This is a genomic window from Streptomyces luteireticuli (assembly GCF_041519305.1).
Lineage (GTDB): Bacteria > Actinomycetota > Actinomycetes > Streptomycetales > Streptomycetaceae > Streptomyces > Streptomyces luteireticuli.
In genome coordinates, this window is the sequence record NZ_CP167927.1 from 745377 (window position 1) to 761788 (window position 16412).

The 16412-nt window shown below is 73.8% G+C and carries 11 protein-coding genes; 10 read left to right on the forward strand and 1 reads right to left on the reverse strand.

Annotated features, from left to right (window positions below; all coding sequences use genetic code 11):
* The first annotated feature begins 48 nt into the window (after positions 1–48).
* The 10 genes from AB8735_RS03230 to AB8735_RS03275 all read left to right on the forward strand — a co-directional run bounded on the left by AB8735_RS03230 (position 49) and on the right by AB8735_RS03275 (position 15429).
* Positions 49–2598 (forward strand): DUF6603 domain-containing protein, encoded by a 2550-nt coding sequence (locus AB8735_RS03230; protein WP_372405197.1) that lies wholly within the window; start codon positions 49–51, stop codon positions 2596–2598.
* 7 nt (positions 2599–2605) lie between these two features.
* On the forward strand, positions 2606–4834 hold the full coding sequence (locus AB8735_RS03235; protein ID WP_372405200.1) for a hypothetical protein: 2229 nt from the start codon (positions 2606–2608) through the stop codon (positions 4832–4834).
* The gene (locus AB8735_RS03240; protein WP_372405203.1) at positions 4831–8283 is read left to right on the forward strand and encodes a hypothetical protein; all 3453 of its coding nucleotides are present in this window, start codon (positions 4831–4833) and stop codon (positions 8281–8283) included. Before AB8735_RS03235 ends, AB8735_RS03240 begins: the two co-directional genes overlap by 4 nt.
* A 30-nt stretch (positions 8284–8313) precedes the next feature.
* The gene (locus AB8735_RS03245; RefSeq protein ID WP_372405206.1) at positions 8314–9450 is read left to right on the forward strand and encodes a hypothetical protein; all 1137 of its coding nucleotides are present in this window, start codon (positions 8314–8316) and stop codon (positions 9448–9450) included.
* On the forward strand, positions 9447–10574 hold the full coding sequence (locus AB8735_RS03250; protein ID WP_372405207.1) for a hypothetical protein: 1128 nt from the start codon (positions 9447–9449) through the stop codon (positions 10572–10574). Before AB8735_RS03245 ends, AB8735_RS03250 begins: the two co-directional genes overlap by 4 nt.
* 272 nt (positions 10575–10846) lie before the next feature.
* Entirely contained in the window at positions 10847–11791 is a 945-nt protein-coding gene (locus tag AB8735_RS03255; RefSeq protein WP_372405209.1) for an HEXXH motif-containing putative peptide modification protein, read from the forward strand.
* Positions 11788–12549, forward strand: a complete 762-nt coding sequence (locus AB8735_RS03260; protein ID WP_372405212.1) for a class I SAM-dependent methyltransferase — start codon at positions 11788–11790, stop codon at positions 12547–12549. The genes AB8735_RS03255 and AB8735_RS03260 overlap by 4 nt, the downstream gene beginning before the upstream one ends.
* Before the next feature lie 379 nt (positions 12550–12928).
* Positions 12929–14161 (forward strand): YcaO-like family protein, encoded by a 1233-nt coding sequence (locus AB8735_RS03265; protein ID WP_372405215.1) that lies wholly within the window; start codon positions 12929–12931, stop codon positions 14159–14161.
* A 36-nt stretch (positions 14162–14197) separates the two neighbouring features.
* A complete protein-coding gene (locus AB8735_RS03270; protein ID WP_372405218.1) occupies positions 14198–14593 on the forward strand; it encodes a hypothetical protein in 396 nt (131 codons plus the stop codon).
* The gene (locus tag AB8735_RS03275; RefSeq protein ID WP_372405220.1) at positions 14590–15429 is read left to right on the forward strand and encodes a hypothetical protein; all 840 of its coding nucleotides are present in this window, start codon (positions 14590–14592) and stop codon (positions 15427–15429) included. The genes AB8735_RS03270 and AB8735_RS03275 overlap by 4 nt, the downstream gene beginning before the upstream one ends.
* On the opposite strand, the gene AB8735_RS03280 is transcribed toward AB8735_RS03275, so the two are convergent.
* Positions 15389–16393: a hypothetical protein gene (locus AB8735_RS03280; RefSeq protein ID WP_372405222.1), complete on the reverse strand. Its 1005-nt coding sequence runs from the start codon at positions 16391–16393 to the stop codon at positions 15389–15391. The two genes, AB8735_RS03275 and AB8735_RS03280, sit on opposite strands and share 41 nt — an antisense overlap.
* Between the last annotated feature and the right edge of the window lie 19 nt (positions 16394–16412).

Consider the following 16412-nt stretch of genomic DNA (forward strand, 5'->3'; position numbering starts at 1 on the left):
GTCGATCCCCTAGGCCAGCGATCCCTGGCCCGGCCCGAAAGGCGCCCTTTGTTCGCCCTCCTCGTCGATGCGCAACTCGCCGCCAGACTCAGCGACCTCCCCCTGGTCGGCGACCGCATCTCCCCCGACCACGACCTCGGCATCACCGGCGTCAGAGCCGTCATCGCCTCCGAGGCCCTCACCGCCGAGCAGGTGAAGGCGCTCAACGAACAGATCTCCCGCCTGGACGGCACCCACCCCAGGTTTCCCGAGAAGACCCGCGGGCGCGCCCTGGTGGCCCTGGACTACGAGTGGGGCGGGGAGAAGCGCACCCCTCTGATGTTCCGCCTCGGCGGCGCGAAGCCCACCGAGGGCCACGAGAACGGCGCCCCCGTTCCGAAGCCACTCAACGCCTCCCCGACCGCTGGGACTTGGGCGCCGCCGACCGCGCCCGACGACCCGTCGGCACCGGCCGTCGCCTGGGTCACCGTCGACCGCTCCTTCGGCCCGCTGCTCCTGCGGCGGCTGGGCGCGAGCTACCAGGACGAGAAGGTCTGGGTCCTCTGCGACGCCGGGATACACGCCGGCCCCCTGGAGATCGGCGTGGACGGGCTGGGGCTCGGAATCCCCCTGAACGGCGGGGACTTCACGCCCTCCGGCCGGCTCGACGGGCTGAGCCTGGCCTTCCGCAAGCCGCCGCTGGAGATATCCGGCGCGTTCGTGAACAAGCCGGTCGCCGAGGACTCGCCCTACGACCGCCTGATCGAGGGCAGCGCCCTGATCAAGACCCCCAGTGCGAGCTTCACGGCGATCGGCGCGTACGAGAGCCTGAAGAACGGCACCCAATCACTCTTCCTCTACGCCGAGTTGGGGACGGAGTTCGGGGGCCCGCCGGCCTTCCGGGTCACCGGCGTCAAGGCCGGCTTCGGCTACAACAGCAGCCTGCGCGTGCCCGCCATCGACCAGGTCGCCGGATTCCCCCTGCTGCGCGGGATCGACGGAGCGGGCCGGGACACGCCGCCCGAGCCGCTGGACGTGCTCAAGGAGCTGACCGAGGGGACCGACGAGGCCCCCGCCTGGGTCACCCCGCGCGAGGGCAGCATCTGGCTGGCCCTCGGAGTGAACGCGGACGTCTTCGAGATCGTCCACTGCAAGGCCCTGGCGTTCGCCGAATTCGGCCCCGACGACCTGGTGGTGGGGCTGCTGGGCTCGGCGAAGGCCCAGTTCCCCGACCCCGGGAAGAAGATGGGCGAGCCGTACGCGAGCGTCGAGCTGGACATCTCCGCGGTCTACCGGCGCTCCGCCGACATGCTCGCCGTCGACGCCCGCCTCGCCCCGGACAGCTTCCTGCTCGACCGGGCCGTCCACCTGACCGGTGGGGCAGCGCTCCGCCTGTGGTTCGGGAACAGCGACCACCCCGGCGACTTCGTCTTCACCATCGGCGGCTACCACCCGCGTTACGCCCCGCCCGCCCACTATCCGCGGGCGGACCCGGTCGGCGTCGACTGGACCTCCGGCTCCGAGCTGACGGTGAAGGGCACCAGTTACTTCGCGCTGACCCCTTCGGCCGTCATGGCCGGCGGCCGGCTGGACCTGCGGTACGACGGCTCGTGGGCCAAGGCCCGGGTCGACGTCGGGTTCGACGCCCTGGTCGAGTGGGCGCCGTTCCACTACGAGGTGGACGTGTGGGCGGAGATCACCGCCCAGGTGTGGCTGCTGTTCGGCTGGAGCGGCGAGGCGTCGCTGGGCGCGCGACTGTCGGTGTGGGGGCCGCCGTTCGGCGGCACCGCTCATGTGAAGGTGCTCGGCATCTCCATCCCGATCGACTTCGGCGAGGCCAGGTCCGGCCCCGCGCCCATCGGTTGGGAGCAGTTCCGCACGCTGCTGCCGCAGCAGCCGCTGACGCTCACTCCCGTCGACGGGCTCCACCCCGACCACGCCGCGCAGGCGGCACCGGGCGGTCGGGACACCTGGACCGCCACCGCCGACGGCTTCGCCTTCACCGTCGGCAGCGCGTTCCCCGCCTCCGCGCTGAAGGTCAACGGCGTGGACGAGACGGGGGACGGTCCCGCCAAGGTCGGTATCCGCCCGATGGCCAGGACCGGTCTCGACGTCACGCTCTCGGTCACGGTCGAGGAGGAGACCGAGGACGGCCACTGGCGGCAACTGCCCGCCGACCACTGGCAGGACTGGAGTGTCGACGTCCACAGCACGCCGCAGCCGGCCGCGCTGTGGGGAGCCGGGAAGGCCGACGACGCGCTCGGCGCGGACCCCTTCGTCCACGGCCTGGTCAGCGGGGCACGGATCGCCGTACCGGCCCCGCGCCTGCCCGAGTCGGCCGCGTCCGGCCGGAGCGGCCGACTCGCCCACGCCCCGCTGCCCGGAGGGACGCTGCCGCTCGACCCGGGCGCCGCCCCCACCGGGGTCCGCGGCGAGCGGGACGAGGCCGCCGGCACCGGCGCGCTGCGGGTCGACGCGCCCGAGCAGACCGCGGCACGGCGGTCCGCGCTCGCCGCCCTGTCCGCCGCCGGATACGCGCTCGACGCCGACGCGGCGCTCGACCGCTACGCCCGCGAAGCGGCCTTCTCCTCCCCGCCCCTGCGACTCGCCCACTCGTGAGGACCTCATGACCACGCAACCGACCGAGCAGTCCGCACCGGCGGACGACACCCCCGTCGCCTTCTACGACCATCTGCTGCCCGGCATCGCGGCGGGCCGCTACCGGATCACCGTCGGCCAGCAGTTGCCCGCCGAGCAGCTGCCGGGAGCCCGGCTCGACCCGGTGGAACAGATCGTCGACGTACGGGCCGCGCAGTTCCGTCTCGACCCCTCATGGGTGCACGCCGTATACCCGGCCGCGCACAGCCAGGGACCCTTCCACGGTCTGCTCCCGCACATCACGCTCGACCCGGCGGCCCTGCCGTGGGAGCGCGAGCCCTTCACCGGCAGCGTCCCGAATCCGGCCCGCGCCCCCTGGCTGGCGCTGCTGCTGTTCGGCGAGGGCGAGCTGCCCGGCGACCCCAACGCCCTCGGCACCACCGTCCCGTTGACCGTCCGCGCGCTCCTCGACGGCGACGCCGCGGTCTCCGGGCCCGCCCTGGACCGGGACGCCGTCGACCCCGCCCTGCTCGACACCCCCTGCCGGGTCGTCGACGTACCGCGGGACCTGCTGGCGCAGCTCCTCCCGGAGCCGTCCGATCTCGCGCTCCTCGCCCACGTCCGCACGGGAGGCCCGGAAGGCGCGGGAGGCTCGGAAGGCGCGGACGCCGCGCCCGCCGACGGCCAGGGCGGCCGCCTGAGCCGGGACGCGCACGCGGTCATCACCACCGCCCGCTTCCCGGACGCCGCCCAGGGGCGGTACGTGGCCCACCTGGTCTCGCTGGAGGGCCACACGCCGCCCGGGCCGGAGGCCGACGGCAGGCCCGTACGCCTGGTGTCCCTGCACAGCTGGACGTTCACCTCCTGCCCCGAATCCGGGGGCGGATTCGGCCCGTTGGCCCGGCGTTTCGCCCCGGGGCACGGCGAGCACAGCGCCGCACCGCTGCGCCCGTCCCCTGCTGCCGGTGCCGGGCTGCCGGACGAGCTGGGAACCCTGCTGGAGCAGGGCATGGTCCCGATGACCCACATCACCGAGTCCGGCGAACGCGCCCTCGCGTGGTACAGCGGCCCGTTCCTCCCCCGCATCGCACCCGAGCTGCCCCGGCCGGCGGACGGCCATTTCCCCGACGCCGACGGGCTGTTGCTCCACGAACCGCACACCGGCACCTTCGCCACCGGCTACGCCTGCGCCTGGAACACGGGCCGCGCCCTGGCCCTGGCCGACCCCGGTTTCGCCACGACCCTGGTCCGGCTGCGCCACCGGGGCCGGCTGCGCCGAGCGACCGAGCGCCAGTACGTGACGTACAGTCAGCAGCTCTTCCACAGTGCCCCGTCGGCCGGACCGGCTCCTCGCGCGGCCGCCCGCACGACCGTCCCGACGCCGCGCGAGCGGTTCGAGGAGCTGCTGCGCGGCGACGCCCTCGGCGCGCTGGCCGCGTCCTTCGCCCACCCCGACGACCCCGGGCCGGACCCCCGGCCCGTACCCACGGCCCCCGCCACATACCGCCTCAACACCCCGCAGCGCTCCTCCGCGCCGCAGCCGCCGTCCTCGGACGCGCGGGAGACGGCGGCGTGGCTGGCCAGGCTGCGCACGCTCAGCGGTGTGCCGTTCGACTGCCTCGTGCCGGACCGGCGGATGCTCCCGCCCGAGAGCCTGCGCCTGTTCCATGTCGACCGCGGCTGGCTCGACGCCCTGCTCGACGGCGCGCGCAGCCTGGACCGGCACCCCGGTGCCGACACCGCGACCGACTCCGAACTGGACCAACTGCTCAACGCCCAGGGCTCCGTACCCACCGCCGGTCTGCTGCTGCGCTCGGCTCTCGTCCCGGGCTGGCCGACGCTGCGCTTCGAGGCCCGCGCCGCGTCCGGGACCGTCCCGGTTGAGGTGATCCGCCGCGAAGTCCTGGGCGGCGACGTCCTGTTGATGCTCTTCGACCGGATGCCCGACCGCCTGACGATCGGCGAGCCGCACCAGGGGCTGCACTTCGGCGTGGACGACCGGGGGGACGTGGCGCTGCGCAGCCTGGCCCCCGGCGAGGTCGGCCGGCCGCTGGGGCGCTCGGTGCCCGTCGGCACGGACCCGGCCCTGACCGTCACCACGCCCGCCGGGGCGCGGGTGCTGGACGTCGGCAGGCTCGCGGCCCGCCTCGCCGAGGACGTCAAGTCCGGATCCCCGCTCTCCCCCGCCGAGTTCGCCGTTCAGCTGGTGCGCGCCCCCGAGCAGCTGACCCTCTCCTTCGAAGGAACCACCCGATGAACACCGACATCCCGGACCTCCTGGTCCCCGTCAGGCTCCGGGCCCTGGTCGTCAACGACCAGGTGCGCGCCCGGGACTCCTTCCTGCGCTGGCTGCCCAACTACCACCTGCTGGGCGTCCACCGCTCCCCGGAGCCGTCGCCCTACGCGAGCACGGACACGAAGTTCTCCCAGGACCCGGACCACGACGGCGTGTACCTGCACTGGGAGCTCCCGGCGGCACTGCGCCGGGCGACCACGCCCGGTGGCGAAGTCACACTGCCGCCCGCGCCGAACCGCTGGCTGGTCGTCCGGCACGCCTACGCGGCCGACGGCGAGTACGCCACCGCCGCGTGGGTCGTCGAGAGCGACTTCCTCGACAAGCGCAAGGGCAGCGTGCCTTATCTGCGCCCCGGCCGGGGCCATGTCACCCCGACCCGCATCGGACGCCACACCGAGGCCGCGAAGTGGGCGGAATCCGCGGCGGACCGGCCCACCTTCCTGACCGCGACCGGCCCGGGGACCCTGTCCTTCGCCGCGTTCCAGCCGCACTGCCAGGACGTCTTCTCCTTCCACGACTCCCTGGCCCAACTGCCCCACCGGTTCGACCGCTTGGGCTACCAGGTCATCGGCTGGCACGCGGCGGGCTCCGACGACCCGCTCGCCGACCCGCGGGTACGCGAAGCCCTGGAGGGCTCCCTGGGGTGGCAGACGGACGGCACCCCGCCCCCGGGCACCCGGACCGTCTACACCGGCCGCGTCCACAGTGTGCTGCCCCACTACGACCCCTCCGGCGAGCGGCGGCCCGAACCGACGGCGGCCGTCGCCGACAGCGCCCGTTCCGCGTTCACCGCCCTGACCGAGCACAGGGCGGCCACCGCCCCGTCCCTCGCCCTCGTGCCCGCGCTGTTCGACCAGCTCCAGTCCAACACCCTCACCCGGGCCGACGATCCGGACAATACGCACCACCTCGCCGACATCCTGCACGGTGCCGGCTTCGGTCAGGGCTCGGTGTCGTACGCCTGGCACGCGGTGCCGCCCAGCACCGCGGAGGAGCCCGCCTCCCCCGAGGACGAACGCCGGGCCCGGTCCGTCGAGGCCGCCCTGAACGCCGCGCAGCACGCCTACGACCGGGCGGACCGCGAACTGGCCGGGCTGCGCCGGCGGCTGTACGGCATGTGGCGCCTCCAGGGCCTGCCCGTACTGCCGCGCGGCTATCACCACCAGCAGCTGACGCAGGAGCTCGACGCCGGGCGCGAGGGCAGCCTCGCCGCGCGCGTCCGCGCCGAACGGGAGGCGGTCGACCGCCTCCGGTCCGCCCTCCCCGACGGGGACACGCCCGCTCAACTGGCGGAAGCGGTGCGCCAGTACACCCGCGCGCATGGCCTGCCCGTCGGCTGGGACCTCAAGCGCGTGGCCCCGGCCCCGTTCCACCGGGCCCTGGACCCCGCCGTCGTTCTGCAGGGCGCCGGCTCCCTGCCCGTATCGGACGACACGACGCTGCGCTGCCGGTTCGGCGACCGGACCGTGACCGCCGTACAACTCCCGGACTCGACGGACGAGTTCACCGCCGAGCGGCCGGGCCTCGCGTGCGACGCACTCGACCTCGGCACCGGCGAACACACGGCCATGCCGGGCTCGACCCGTGCCCTGCTGCGCGAGGCGTTCCTGCTCGATCCCAACAGCCGGGCGGACAGGGGGGCGGCGGCGACGGTGCGCACCGGCACCTCCCCGGCCTTCGGCGGCGACCCCTGGGAACAGCCCTGGCACCCCCTCCACCTGCTCTGGGAGGTCGAGTACCACCCCCTCCCCCACGACCAATGGGAGTTCGACGGCGACCGCCACTCCTGCCCGCAGCCCCGCCCCGAGGCCGCGCGCACCTACACCGGCCGTACGCTGCTGAGCGACCATCTGCCCCGGAGCCTGGCCGACCAGCTCCGGCAGTACGCTCCCGACGACCCCGAACTCTCCGCCCACTGCGACGCGTTGGCCGACCAGGTGGTCCGCGGGGACGTGCTGTCCACCTCGCTGGCGGGGCTGCGCGACATGCTCATCGGGCAGGACCCCGGCCAGGGCGTCCCGCCGCTGGGCGCGCCGCCGGAGCTGGTGGAGCTGATCGGCGACGCCTACCGCACCAGCCCCGACCCGGGCCCCCTGCCCGTGCCCTTCGAAGGCTGGCCGGACTCCGGCTTCCAGCAGCTGCGCGCAGGCCAGTTCCGCTTCCTGCGGCTGACGCTGGTGGACTCCTTCGGGCGCTCCCTGGACGTCATCACCCCGGCGGGCACCGGCGGGGCGAGCGGCCTCCGGCATCCCGTGGTCGCCGGCGAACTGCGCCCGCAGCACGTCCCCGAGACCCTGGGCACGACCCCCGAGCACGTCGTCCAACTGCCGCCGCGCCTGCCGCAGGCCGCGCGCCTGGGTCTGGACCTCATGGACGCCGACCGCGGCACGCACCCGGCCACCCACCTGGACGACGGCAGTCCGCTCGCCGGCTGGATCGTCCCCAACCCGGTCGACGGCACACTCGCGGTGTACGCGCCCGACGGCACCGCCCTCGGCCTGCTGCGCTGGGCGTACCGGATCGGCCGGCCGGCGGGGGAAGCGGTATGGACGCCGCTGCCCGGCGCCGCCCCCGCCGAACTCGCCGCCCTGCACACCGCCTTCCCCCACCTCCACGCCCTCATCACCTGGCTCCAGGGCACCGGTACGAACGGCAGCCCGCTGCCCGCCGCCATGGATCTCCTGGAGACCTCGCTGGTGGACATCGTGCCCACCGCGGGCGCCGCCTCGGCCGCACTCGCCGGGCGGCCGCTGGCCCTCGTCCGCTGCCGCCTCCACCTGGACCTGGACGGACCGCCGCCCACCGACCCGGGCTGGCAGCACATCTTCGACCACGAGCCGCCGCGACCGGAGTTCACGGACTACTCCTGGCCGGTGCGCCTGGGCGAGCACCTGCGCATCGGCGACGGCCTGGTGGGCTACTTCGCCGACACCGACCCCGACGTACTGCGCACCGTGGTCGCGCCGGGCGACGCGCATCCGCGCATCGCCGCCATCGGCGACGGAAACCGTCTGCGCGTCACGGCCGGGACGCCCCAGCACCTGACCCTGCTGGTCGACCCGCACGCCCCCGTGCACGCCACCACCGATCTGCTGCCCACCACGACACTGGAGATCCCCCACCGCTTCACCGACGGACCGCTGAACCGCATGCGCACCGTCCTGCGCACTGGGCCACTGCTCACCCCGGCAACCGTCCTTCCCGAGGACACCGTCGCACTGCCGGTACGCACCGTGGACGACCGGACATGGACCTGGGCGGAGCGCGCCCCCGACGGCACTTGGGCCCACTTCCCCACCTCGGCCGCGAGCACCACCCCGCGCTGGGACGACCGGGCCCCCGTGCTCCGCTCCGGCCTGCTCACCTCCCACGGCCCGCTCCCGCAGGCCGAAGCCACCGCATCCGAGTAACTCCCTCAAGTACCGAAGGAAGAGCCCCACATGAGCGTCAATATCGGCGGCACCAGCCGCCTGACCTACGGCCTGGCCACGGTTCCGGCCCCGCTGGCCACCGGCCGGCCGGCCCACATCGACATCGTCGCGTCGAACTCGGGCACCGAGCCCGTCCTGTGCAAGCAGATCCTCGTCGAGATCCCCACCGGCGACCTCGCCCAGGACCTCGTGCCCGCGGGCCGCCACATCGCCCCCACCGTCGAACCGAGCGACCAGTGGACCGTCGACGAGATCGAGAGCGGCGTCCTCCTCACCCTGCCCCAGGACGAAACCGCGGTCTTCACGCCCGGCAGCACGCCGGTCACGGTCCGCCCTGCCGCCGGCGAGTCCATCTCCCTCACCACGCACGGACTCCTCCTGCGCTTCAAGGACTTGAAGGCCAACGACCTCGCGGGCACCGCCCTGCTGCGCATCCGGGAGACCGTCAGCGTCGACAACGGCGAGACCTGGGAGACCCACCAGGTCACCGTCCGGCTCACCAAGTACCCGCCGGCCGAAGCCCTCACGGCCGATGTGGTCGGCGATCTCGTCCTCCGCGAGGCCGACGCCGACGGCAACCCGGGCTCCACCCCCGTCACTCTGCTCAAGCCGGCCCAGAAGGCCGTCCTCACCTGGACCGCGCCGTCCGACGCGACCTGTGACGTCTACTACGACGGCAAGCACGCCGAACCGCTCCGCAGCCAGGACAAGTGGCAGCTCCCCGTCACCGGCCTCACCCGCGACACCCACTTCCAGGTCCGGGTGACGCTGCAGCGCTCCGGCGACACGGTCACGCACCACCTCTCGACGGCCGTCGCCGTCGCGGAGCCGGCCTTCCCGCGTCTGACGGTCGCCGAGATCACCGCAAGCGGCGGGAAAAACTACCTCGGAACCCCGTTCCTCACCGTCAACGGAGCCCTGAAGGTGGAGAAGGAGAGCCACCTCTTCGGAGCCCTCCACGGGGTGGGGGGCACGCTCACCGTGCAGGACGCCGTGGTCGCGAAGGCGAAGGTCACCGTGGAAGGCGACCTCACCGTCGGCAAGGACATGAACGTCACTGGTGCCGTCGAGGCGACCGGCGACATCACGACCGACGCGCAGTTCCTCGACCCCAAGCGCACGCCGCTGCGGGGGAAGCTGTCATGACGGTCAGAGTCACCGTCGGCGGACGCCTCAAGGCCACGGGAAACATCAGGTCCGACGGTCGTTTGAGGATCCACAACAGCCCTGCAGGCAGCCAGAGCTTCTCCTACGACGACAGCAACGACAGGCGGCCGTTCACCGTCCCCGACCACGTCACCATCCTCTCGCTGCACCTCCAAGGCGCCGCAGGCAAAGACAGCGACGGGGTGAGCGGGGGCAAGGGTGCCAATATCCAAGCCCTTCTCCACGTCACGCCCGGGGACGTCATCGACGTCCGCGTCACCGGCCACGGGATCGCGGCGCCCTCGGCGAAGGTCTACCGCGGCGACATGCTGATCGCGGGCGCGGGCAGCGGAGGGGACGCAGGCAAGGCGGGCGAGCGGGGCAGTGACGGAGCCGAGGGGGACGTCGGCGGCAACAGCTCCGCGTCAGGGGGCCCCAAAGGCTCCGGCGGCACCGGCGGCAGCGGGGGGCGGGGAGGATCCGGAGGCGATGCCGGACTCGTCGAAGCCGTCGGCGGAACGTTCGCGGGCACCCCGGGCGGCAGCCCGTCCGACGGAGGCAGCGGCACCGACGGGAAAAGCGGCGACGGAGGCGATGGCTGGGGTGCCTACAACGGTGGCGGCGGCGGAGGAGGAGGCCGGGGCGGGGCACTGTGGACGGCCGGTTCCGGTGGGAACGGCGGCCGCCAAGGCGGGAAGCGCGGCGGCGACGGCTCCGGACAAGGCGGTGGCTCGCGGGGCGGGACCGTCGACGACGACGGTTCCAACCGCGGCGGCGAGGGCGGCCGGGGTGGCCGGGGCGGCGATGGCGGACAAGGCGGCCGGGGCGGTGGGAACGGCAGCGACGTTTGGGCCGCAGGCGGCGGCGTAAACGGCGCGAATGGCCAAGGTGGCGGAGGAGGCGGAGGAGGCGGCTCCGGGCAAGGGTGGCTTGGCGTGTACGCCGGCGGAGGCGGAGGCGGAGGTGGCGGAGGCGGTGCCGGCGGCCAGGGCGGCCACGGTGGCACCGGCGGCGACAGCTACTTCGACGCCGGCAAGGCCACTCTCGTCTCCGCCGACGTGAGCAACACCGTCGACGCAGCGAAGGTCACCATCGCGTGGGGGAATCACGTGTTCCCCGCGTGAACTCAAAAGAGAGGCCCGGCGTTGCCCCGCGCCGGGCCTCGGGAGCATCAATAGCTTCGACTTCGGCCCCGCCGAGACGGACGACAACCTGCGCCAGGACTTCCAGCCGCTGATCAGCACCTCCGACAGTCTCTGCGTGGCCTGACCGACCGCCTGCCGCGCCGGGCGGCCGTGGTGGCTTTCGGTCAATCGAGTCGGCCGACTGGCGTTGCCACAAGGGGACTTCATAGCGTTTGGCCGCCCAAGTCGGGCCGAGCGAGGAGGTACCCAGCATGCATGGCGATCCCGACCGTGACGAAGCACTGGACGACCAGTCCGCGATCTTCCGCGTCGTCGACGCGCTGCTCGCCCGGCAGGGGGGAGGAATCCTCTGCGAGCAGTCGGGCATGGGTCTGCGGGACCGGGTCCGCTGGACGTATCCGGGCCGGGTGGCGGCGGCCTTCGCCGTGCAGCGGCTGGGGCGGGAAGCAGCCGCCGATGCCGAGGCGTCGGCGCTGGTGCGCACCGCCGAGGCGCAGGCGGCCGGTTGTGCGGCGCGCGGTGCGACCCCGGACTGGCCCGTGGACCTGGCGTCGCCGTACCCGCACCTCGTGGACAGCATCCGCAGGGCCGTGCGGCAGCTTCCTGATCCGGACCGGACGTCACGGCCGGCGCTGTGGGAGGAGAGCGACCGAGCGGTGTTCAGGGCGGCTGCCGGGCTGCTCGGCGCGTACTGGCCCGCCATGCGGGACGAGTTGGCGGTGACGGTGCGTCAGATCGCCTTGTTGTCCGGTCCGGGGATCAACGGCTACACGGATTTCACTGTGCACGGCGCGATTTTCGTCTCCCGCGCCCGCCTCACCGATGCCGACGGCCTGCCCGCGCACGTCCGGCTTGCCGAGTCCCTCGTGCACGAGGGCACGCACACCCGGTGCAACGCCGCGGCCGCGCGCGAGCCGTTCCTCCTCGACGGCGAGGACGTGGCACGGCTGCGCGTCGCCACGCCGCTGCGCGCCGACGCCCGTCCGCTGGCGGGGCTCTTCCAGCAACTGGTCGTTCTCGTGCGCTGCACGCGGCTCTACGACCGGGTGCGGGACGTGCCCGGCCTGGACGACAACGCGGTCCGCCGACGCCGGGAACGGCTGGCCGCCCAGTCGCGGCAGGCGGCCGACGCTCTGGAGTCCCACCGGTCCCTGCTGTCCCCGCATGGCACGGCCGTCCTGGACGCGCTGTCGTGACGGCCGCATCGCCCCGTCCCGAGCCCGGCGGCTATGCCGAGACCTTCGCCGCCTTCTACGACGTCTGGTTCGGCAAGCCCGCCGTCACGGGCCCCACCGTGGACACGCTGGCCGGCCTCGCGAACGGGTGCGGCAGAACGGCCCCCGTACTGGAACTGGGAGTGGGGACCGGCCGCGTCGCCCTCCCGCTGCGCGCACGCGGGATCGATGTGCACGGTGTCGACGGTTCCCCCGGGATGGTGGAACGCCTGCGGGAGAAGCCGGGAGGCGCCGATGTACCGGTCACCATCGGCGACTTCGCGGACGTCCCGGTCGAAGGCGTCTTCTCGGTGATCTATCTTGCCGGCGGAACCTTCGCCGAACTCCCCTCCCAGCGGCGGCAGTCGGACTGCTTCGCCGCGGCCGCCCGGCACCTGCACCCGGGCGGACTCCTCGTCCTCGACGCACACGTCCCCGAGGCGTTGGCCCTCGCGGCGGAGCGCGGCCCGCAGGTGACGCACGGCGCCGGCGGGAGCCTCGTCGTCCGCCACCGGACCGTGGACCCCTCCGCGCAGCGCTGCACCTCGGACTACGTGATCACTTCCGGGGGACGCACCCACCACGTGCACGTGACGTTCCGGTACGCGGGCCCCGGCGAACTCGACCTGATGGCCACCGCGGCCGGATTGAGGCTCCGTCACCGATGGGGAACATGGTCGGGCACGCCTTTCGCCCGGGACAGTGCGTACCACGTGTCGGTCTACGAGCGACCCGCCTGAACCCGCACGGCGCGGTCGTGGCGGGGACGCGGCGCGAACGACTCCCATCTGACCGGAATCCGCTCTGGCACAGCGGAATCCGCGGTCCCAGGCTGGTCGACGGATGCGCGTGCATTCGTGCTTCCGCACCGGAAGCACGCAGTCCTCAACGCGTGGAGGCCGCATGGAAGAGACGTACGACTTCGAGGTCGACGCCCTGGAACCCGTGGAAGACAAGGAACTTCCCGAGTTCGCGCTGATGGTCGACGTACCCGACTGAGCCGGGACCGAAAGCGCCGTGATGCGCGGTGGGCGGGGCCGGGCGATGTCTCCCGGCCCCGCCGCTACGGAGGCGAACGGCACGAGGTTGCGCGACCGGCCGACACGGAAGGGGCGTCCGATGGCCACCGGCGAGGCCGGTCACGGAGTACGGAGAGGCGGGCCCTGGCCCGTACAGCTCTTCACGCCCTATCCGGCCTTCCCACGCCTGGTGTTCGGCCGGACCGCCGTGCGCTCCGCCGCCTTCCCGGCGAACGACGCGGCGGGCGGGCAGTCCGTGCTGATCGGCTCCGCGGCCGGTACGTGCGAGGCCGACGTGGCGGCGCGGGCCCTGGGCGAGCTCACCGAACGCGTGCACAACGTGCTCGCGGGGCGGGCCGCCGCGTCGGACCCCTCCCGCGTCGTCGCGACCCACACCGCGCTGCGCCGCAAAGGCGTACCGGCGCTCGATCCGCTGTCCTGGCCCGAACTCGCCGACCGGGCCGAACCGGTGCGGGAGACCGAGCTCCTCTGGGTCCCGGGCGAATCCCTCACCGACGGCGGGCAGGTGCTCGTACCGGCATGCGCGGTCCATCTCGCGCACCGCCCGCCACCCGGCTGCGCCGCGCCGCTGCGCCCCGGCTCCGTCGGGCTCGCCGCACACCGCACGCGGGACGAGGCGACGACCCACGCGGCGCTGGAGATCCTCGAACGCGACCTGGTGTGGCGGGCCTGGTACGGCGAGGGCCGCCGGGCCGCCGCCGTGGCATCCGGCGGCGGGCACGGCGTCCCGCTGCGCGACGGGCTCGCCGCCCTCGGGCTGTCGGCCGTACCTCTGCTGCTGCCGGGCCCCGGGGGGACGGTGTGTGCGGTCGTCTGCCTGCACGGGGACGAGGGGGCCGGGCAGAGCTTCGGAGCGCGGGCGGCATTCGTGTCCGACGAAGGGACGGCACCGCCGACTGCCGTACGGGCAGCGGTACTTGAGGCGTTGATGGTGCGGTGGAGCCTGGACACGCCGGCCGCCCGCGCGGCCCGGCGCCGCCTGGAGCGGTGCGGATGGCAGGAGGTCGACGGCCCGCTGGAACACGCGCTGTACGCCTTCGGCCGGCAGGACGCGCTCGCCCGCCTCCTCTCCGGTGACCGCGGCCCGGCGCGGGGGTGCTCGACCGGGGAGCCGGCTGTGGGCAGGCTGCTCGCCGAGCACACCGGCGAGGACGTGGTCCTGGTCGACACCGGTGCCCCGGGTGTTCCGGGCGGCGATGCGGCCGTCGTACGCGTCGTCGCTCCCGGCGCGCGCCGCCTGCCCGCCCGCGAACGGCCGCGCCCGCCCTCGCCGGGAAGCACGCACGGTCCCCCACCGCACCCCCTCGGTTAGTCGGCATCCAGGAATCCTCCGTAGCGAAGGACGCCCATGCACCTGGCACTTGTGGGAGTGGCCGTCGCCCTGTTGGCATGCTTCGTGGTGTGGGGCGCCCGGACCGATCCGCACCGGCCGTTCTCCTGGGGGATGTACTCCGGCTCGTCCAAGGGCTTCCTGTGGACGTGGGACGGAGCCGACGGCGGACGGCCGCGCCTCGTGCACCACCGCGAGCTGGGGCTCTCGCCGGAAGCGCACTTCCTGAACATCCCGGAGCTGCGCCGCCTGCTGGCGGCCACTCACCCGCCACTGGCCTTCGAAGGGCTGATCATCGGCTCCCAGGGCGACTGGTGGGTGCGCTACGACGGCAACGGGCGCCTCCGAGTCGCCCGCGTGCCCGAGGGCACCGGAACCGGGCGGCTCGTGAGCGCTCTGCGGCGGCTGGGGTGAGCGGCCGGCCGGTCGAGTTCGGGGTCTGCTGTCTGGCTCTCGCCCTCGTCTGGCGGGCGGGGCTCGTCCTGCTCGACGCGCGGACCATACGCCGCGGCTACCCGCGTGCCGGGGCCTACCGCCCCGGCCGGGGCTGGACGGGCCCCGCCGCGCTCGCCGTCGAGCGCCGTCGTGCGGTACCCGGCCTCGTCCTGGGGGCGCTGCTGCCCTTCGCCGCGCTCCTGCCGACCGTGCGCGGGGCGGCCGCGGCGACCTCGGTGTGCTGTGCGGCGGCCGCATGGCCGGCCCGCGGAGACCGGCGCCTGCGGCAGGCCCGCTACACCACGGTGTGCCTGCTCGTCCTCACCGCCGTCCTGGCTCTCCACGGCGTACTGGTCCTGCTGCGCGTTCCCGCCTCGTCGGCGGTGACGGGCTCGGCCGCGTCCTTCTTCGCGGCACAGTTGTATCTGGTCGCGGGTGTACGCAAGTTGACCTCCCGTCACTTCATGTCGGGGCGGGTGCTCCTCGACAACGCCGCCTACAACACCTGCCAGGCGGCTGCGGGCAGCCACGAATTCCTTCCGCTGCCGAGCGTGCCCCGGCTGGCCGTACTGCTGAGCGGCCCCGTCCTCCCGGCGCTCTGCCGGGCGTCGGCCGTCCTCGCCGTTGCGGGCGAACTCGCCCTGGGAATCGGCGCATTGGGCGTGATACCGGCCTTTCCCACAGTGGCTCTGGCCGGATGCGTACACCTGGCGTTCACCCTGATCAGCCCGCGCCGCATCGTCCCGTTCTCGGCCGTCGCATTCGGGCTGTTGGTCATCGCGGTCTCCCACCCTCTGTTGCAGCCTCTGCGGTGACCAGCGGGGTCCCCGTGCGCACCAGGGCCAGCGCGGGATCGGTGATGCGGCGTACGGCCGCTCGTCCGGCCGGCGTGAGAGCCGGGCGACGATGGGTGCCGGCCGGGTCGAAGGGCTCGCCGTCGGCGGACTTGGCGTAACGGCCGCACGCGGCGGCGAATCCCCCGGGAAGATCGGCGGTCCCGGCGAGGCCGAGCCAGCGTTCGGCGGCGAGCAGGGCTCCTGCGGGGTCGGCGGCCAGCGTCACATAATCCAGGAGCCGTACCGGTGCGTCCCTCACGGCGCCCACGAACGGCTCGACCAGCGCCCGCCACAGACCGGCGTGGAAGGCGATGTCCCCCTCACCACCCGGATCGGCCGCCAGACCCAGCGCGGCCCGGAGTGCCGGGTCGTCCCGCAGTCCGCGCCAGCTCGGCGGGGAGGCCCCGAGCGACGCCACGACCTCGGCCGGTTCCCGCCAGACCAGCAGCCAGCGCGCGGGACCGCCGATGCCGCCGAGCGCGTCGAGCACCACGAGCGACGTCCAGCTGGTCAGCTTGACGACCAGACGGCGGCCGTGGGCCTCGGCCGTCGCGTCGCAGCAGGCGAGGAGCGCGCGCAGCAGACGGTGCGCGGCCCGCCGCTCGGTGGCGTCCCGGGCGCGCAGGGCGTGCAGAGCGGCGTCCAGCAGGAAGACCGGCTCCTTGAGGACGAGCGTGTCCGGCCGCAGGGAAAGGTGGTTGGCCAGCAGGGTCGAGCCGCAGCGCGTGGTGTGGGCGATCAGCCGGAAGAGGCGGGAGGGCTGCCCTTCCGCCCAGTCGAGCAGGTCCTCCAACGGCCTGTGCACAGCAGGTTGTTCGCCCTCGTTCCGGTAGGCGTAGTCGAACCAGGGCTCGTGGAAGTCGCTCCGGGCCAGCGGGCGCAGGGCGATGCGCCGGGCGGGCAGGTCGAGTGCCACAGGCAGGTGGCCGCCGGTCACGTCCATGTCTCCTGTCCCTTCCGAT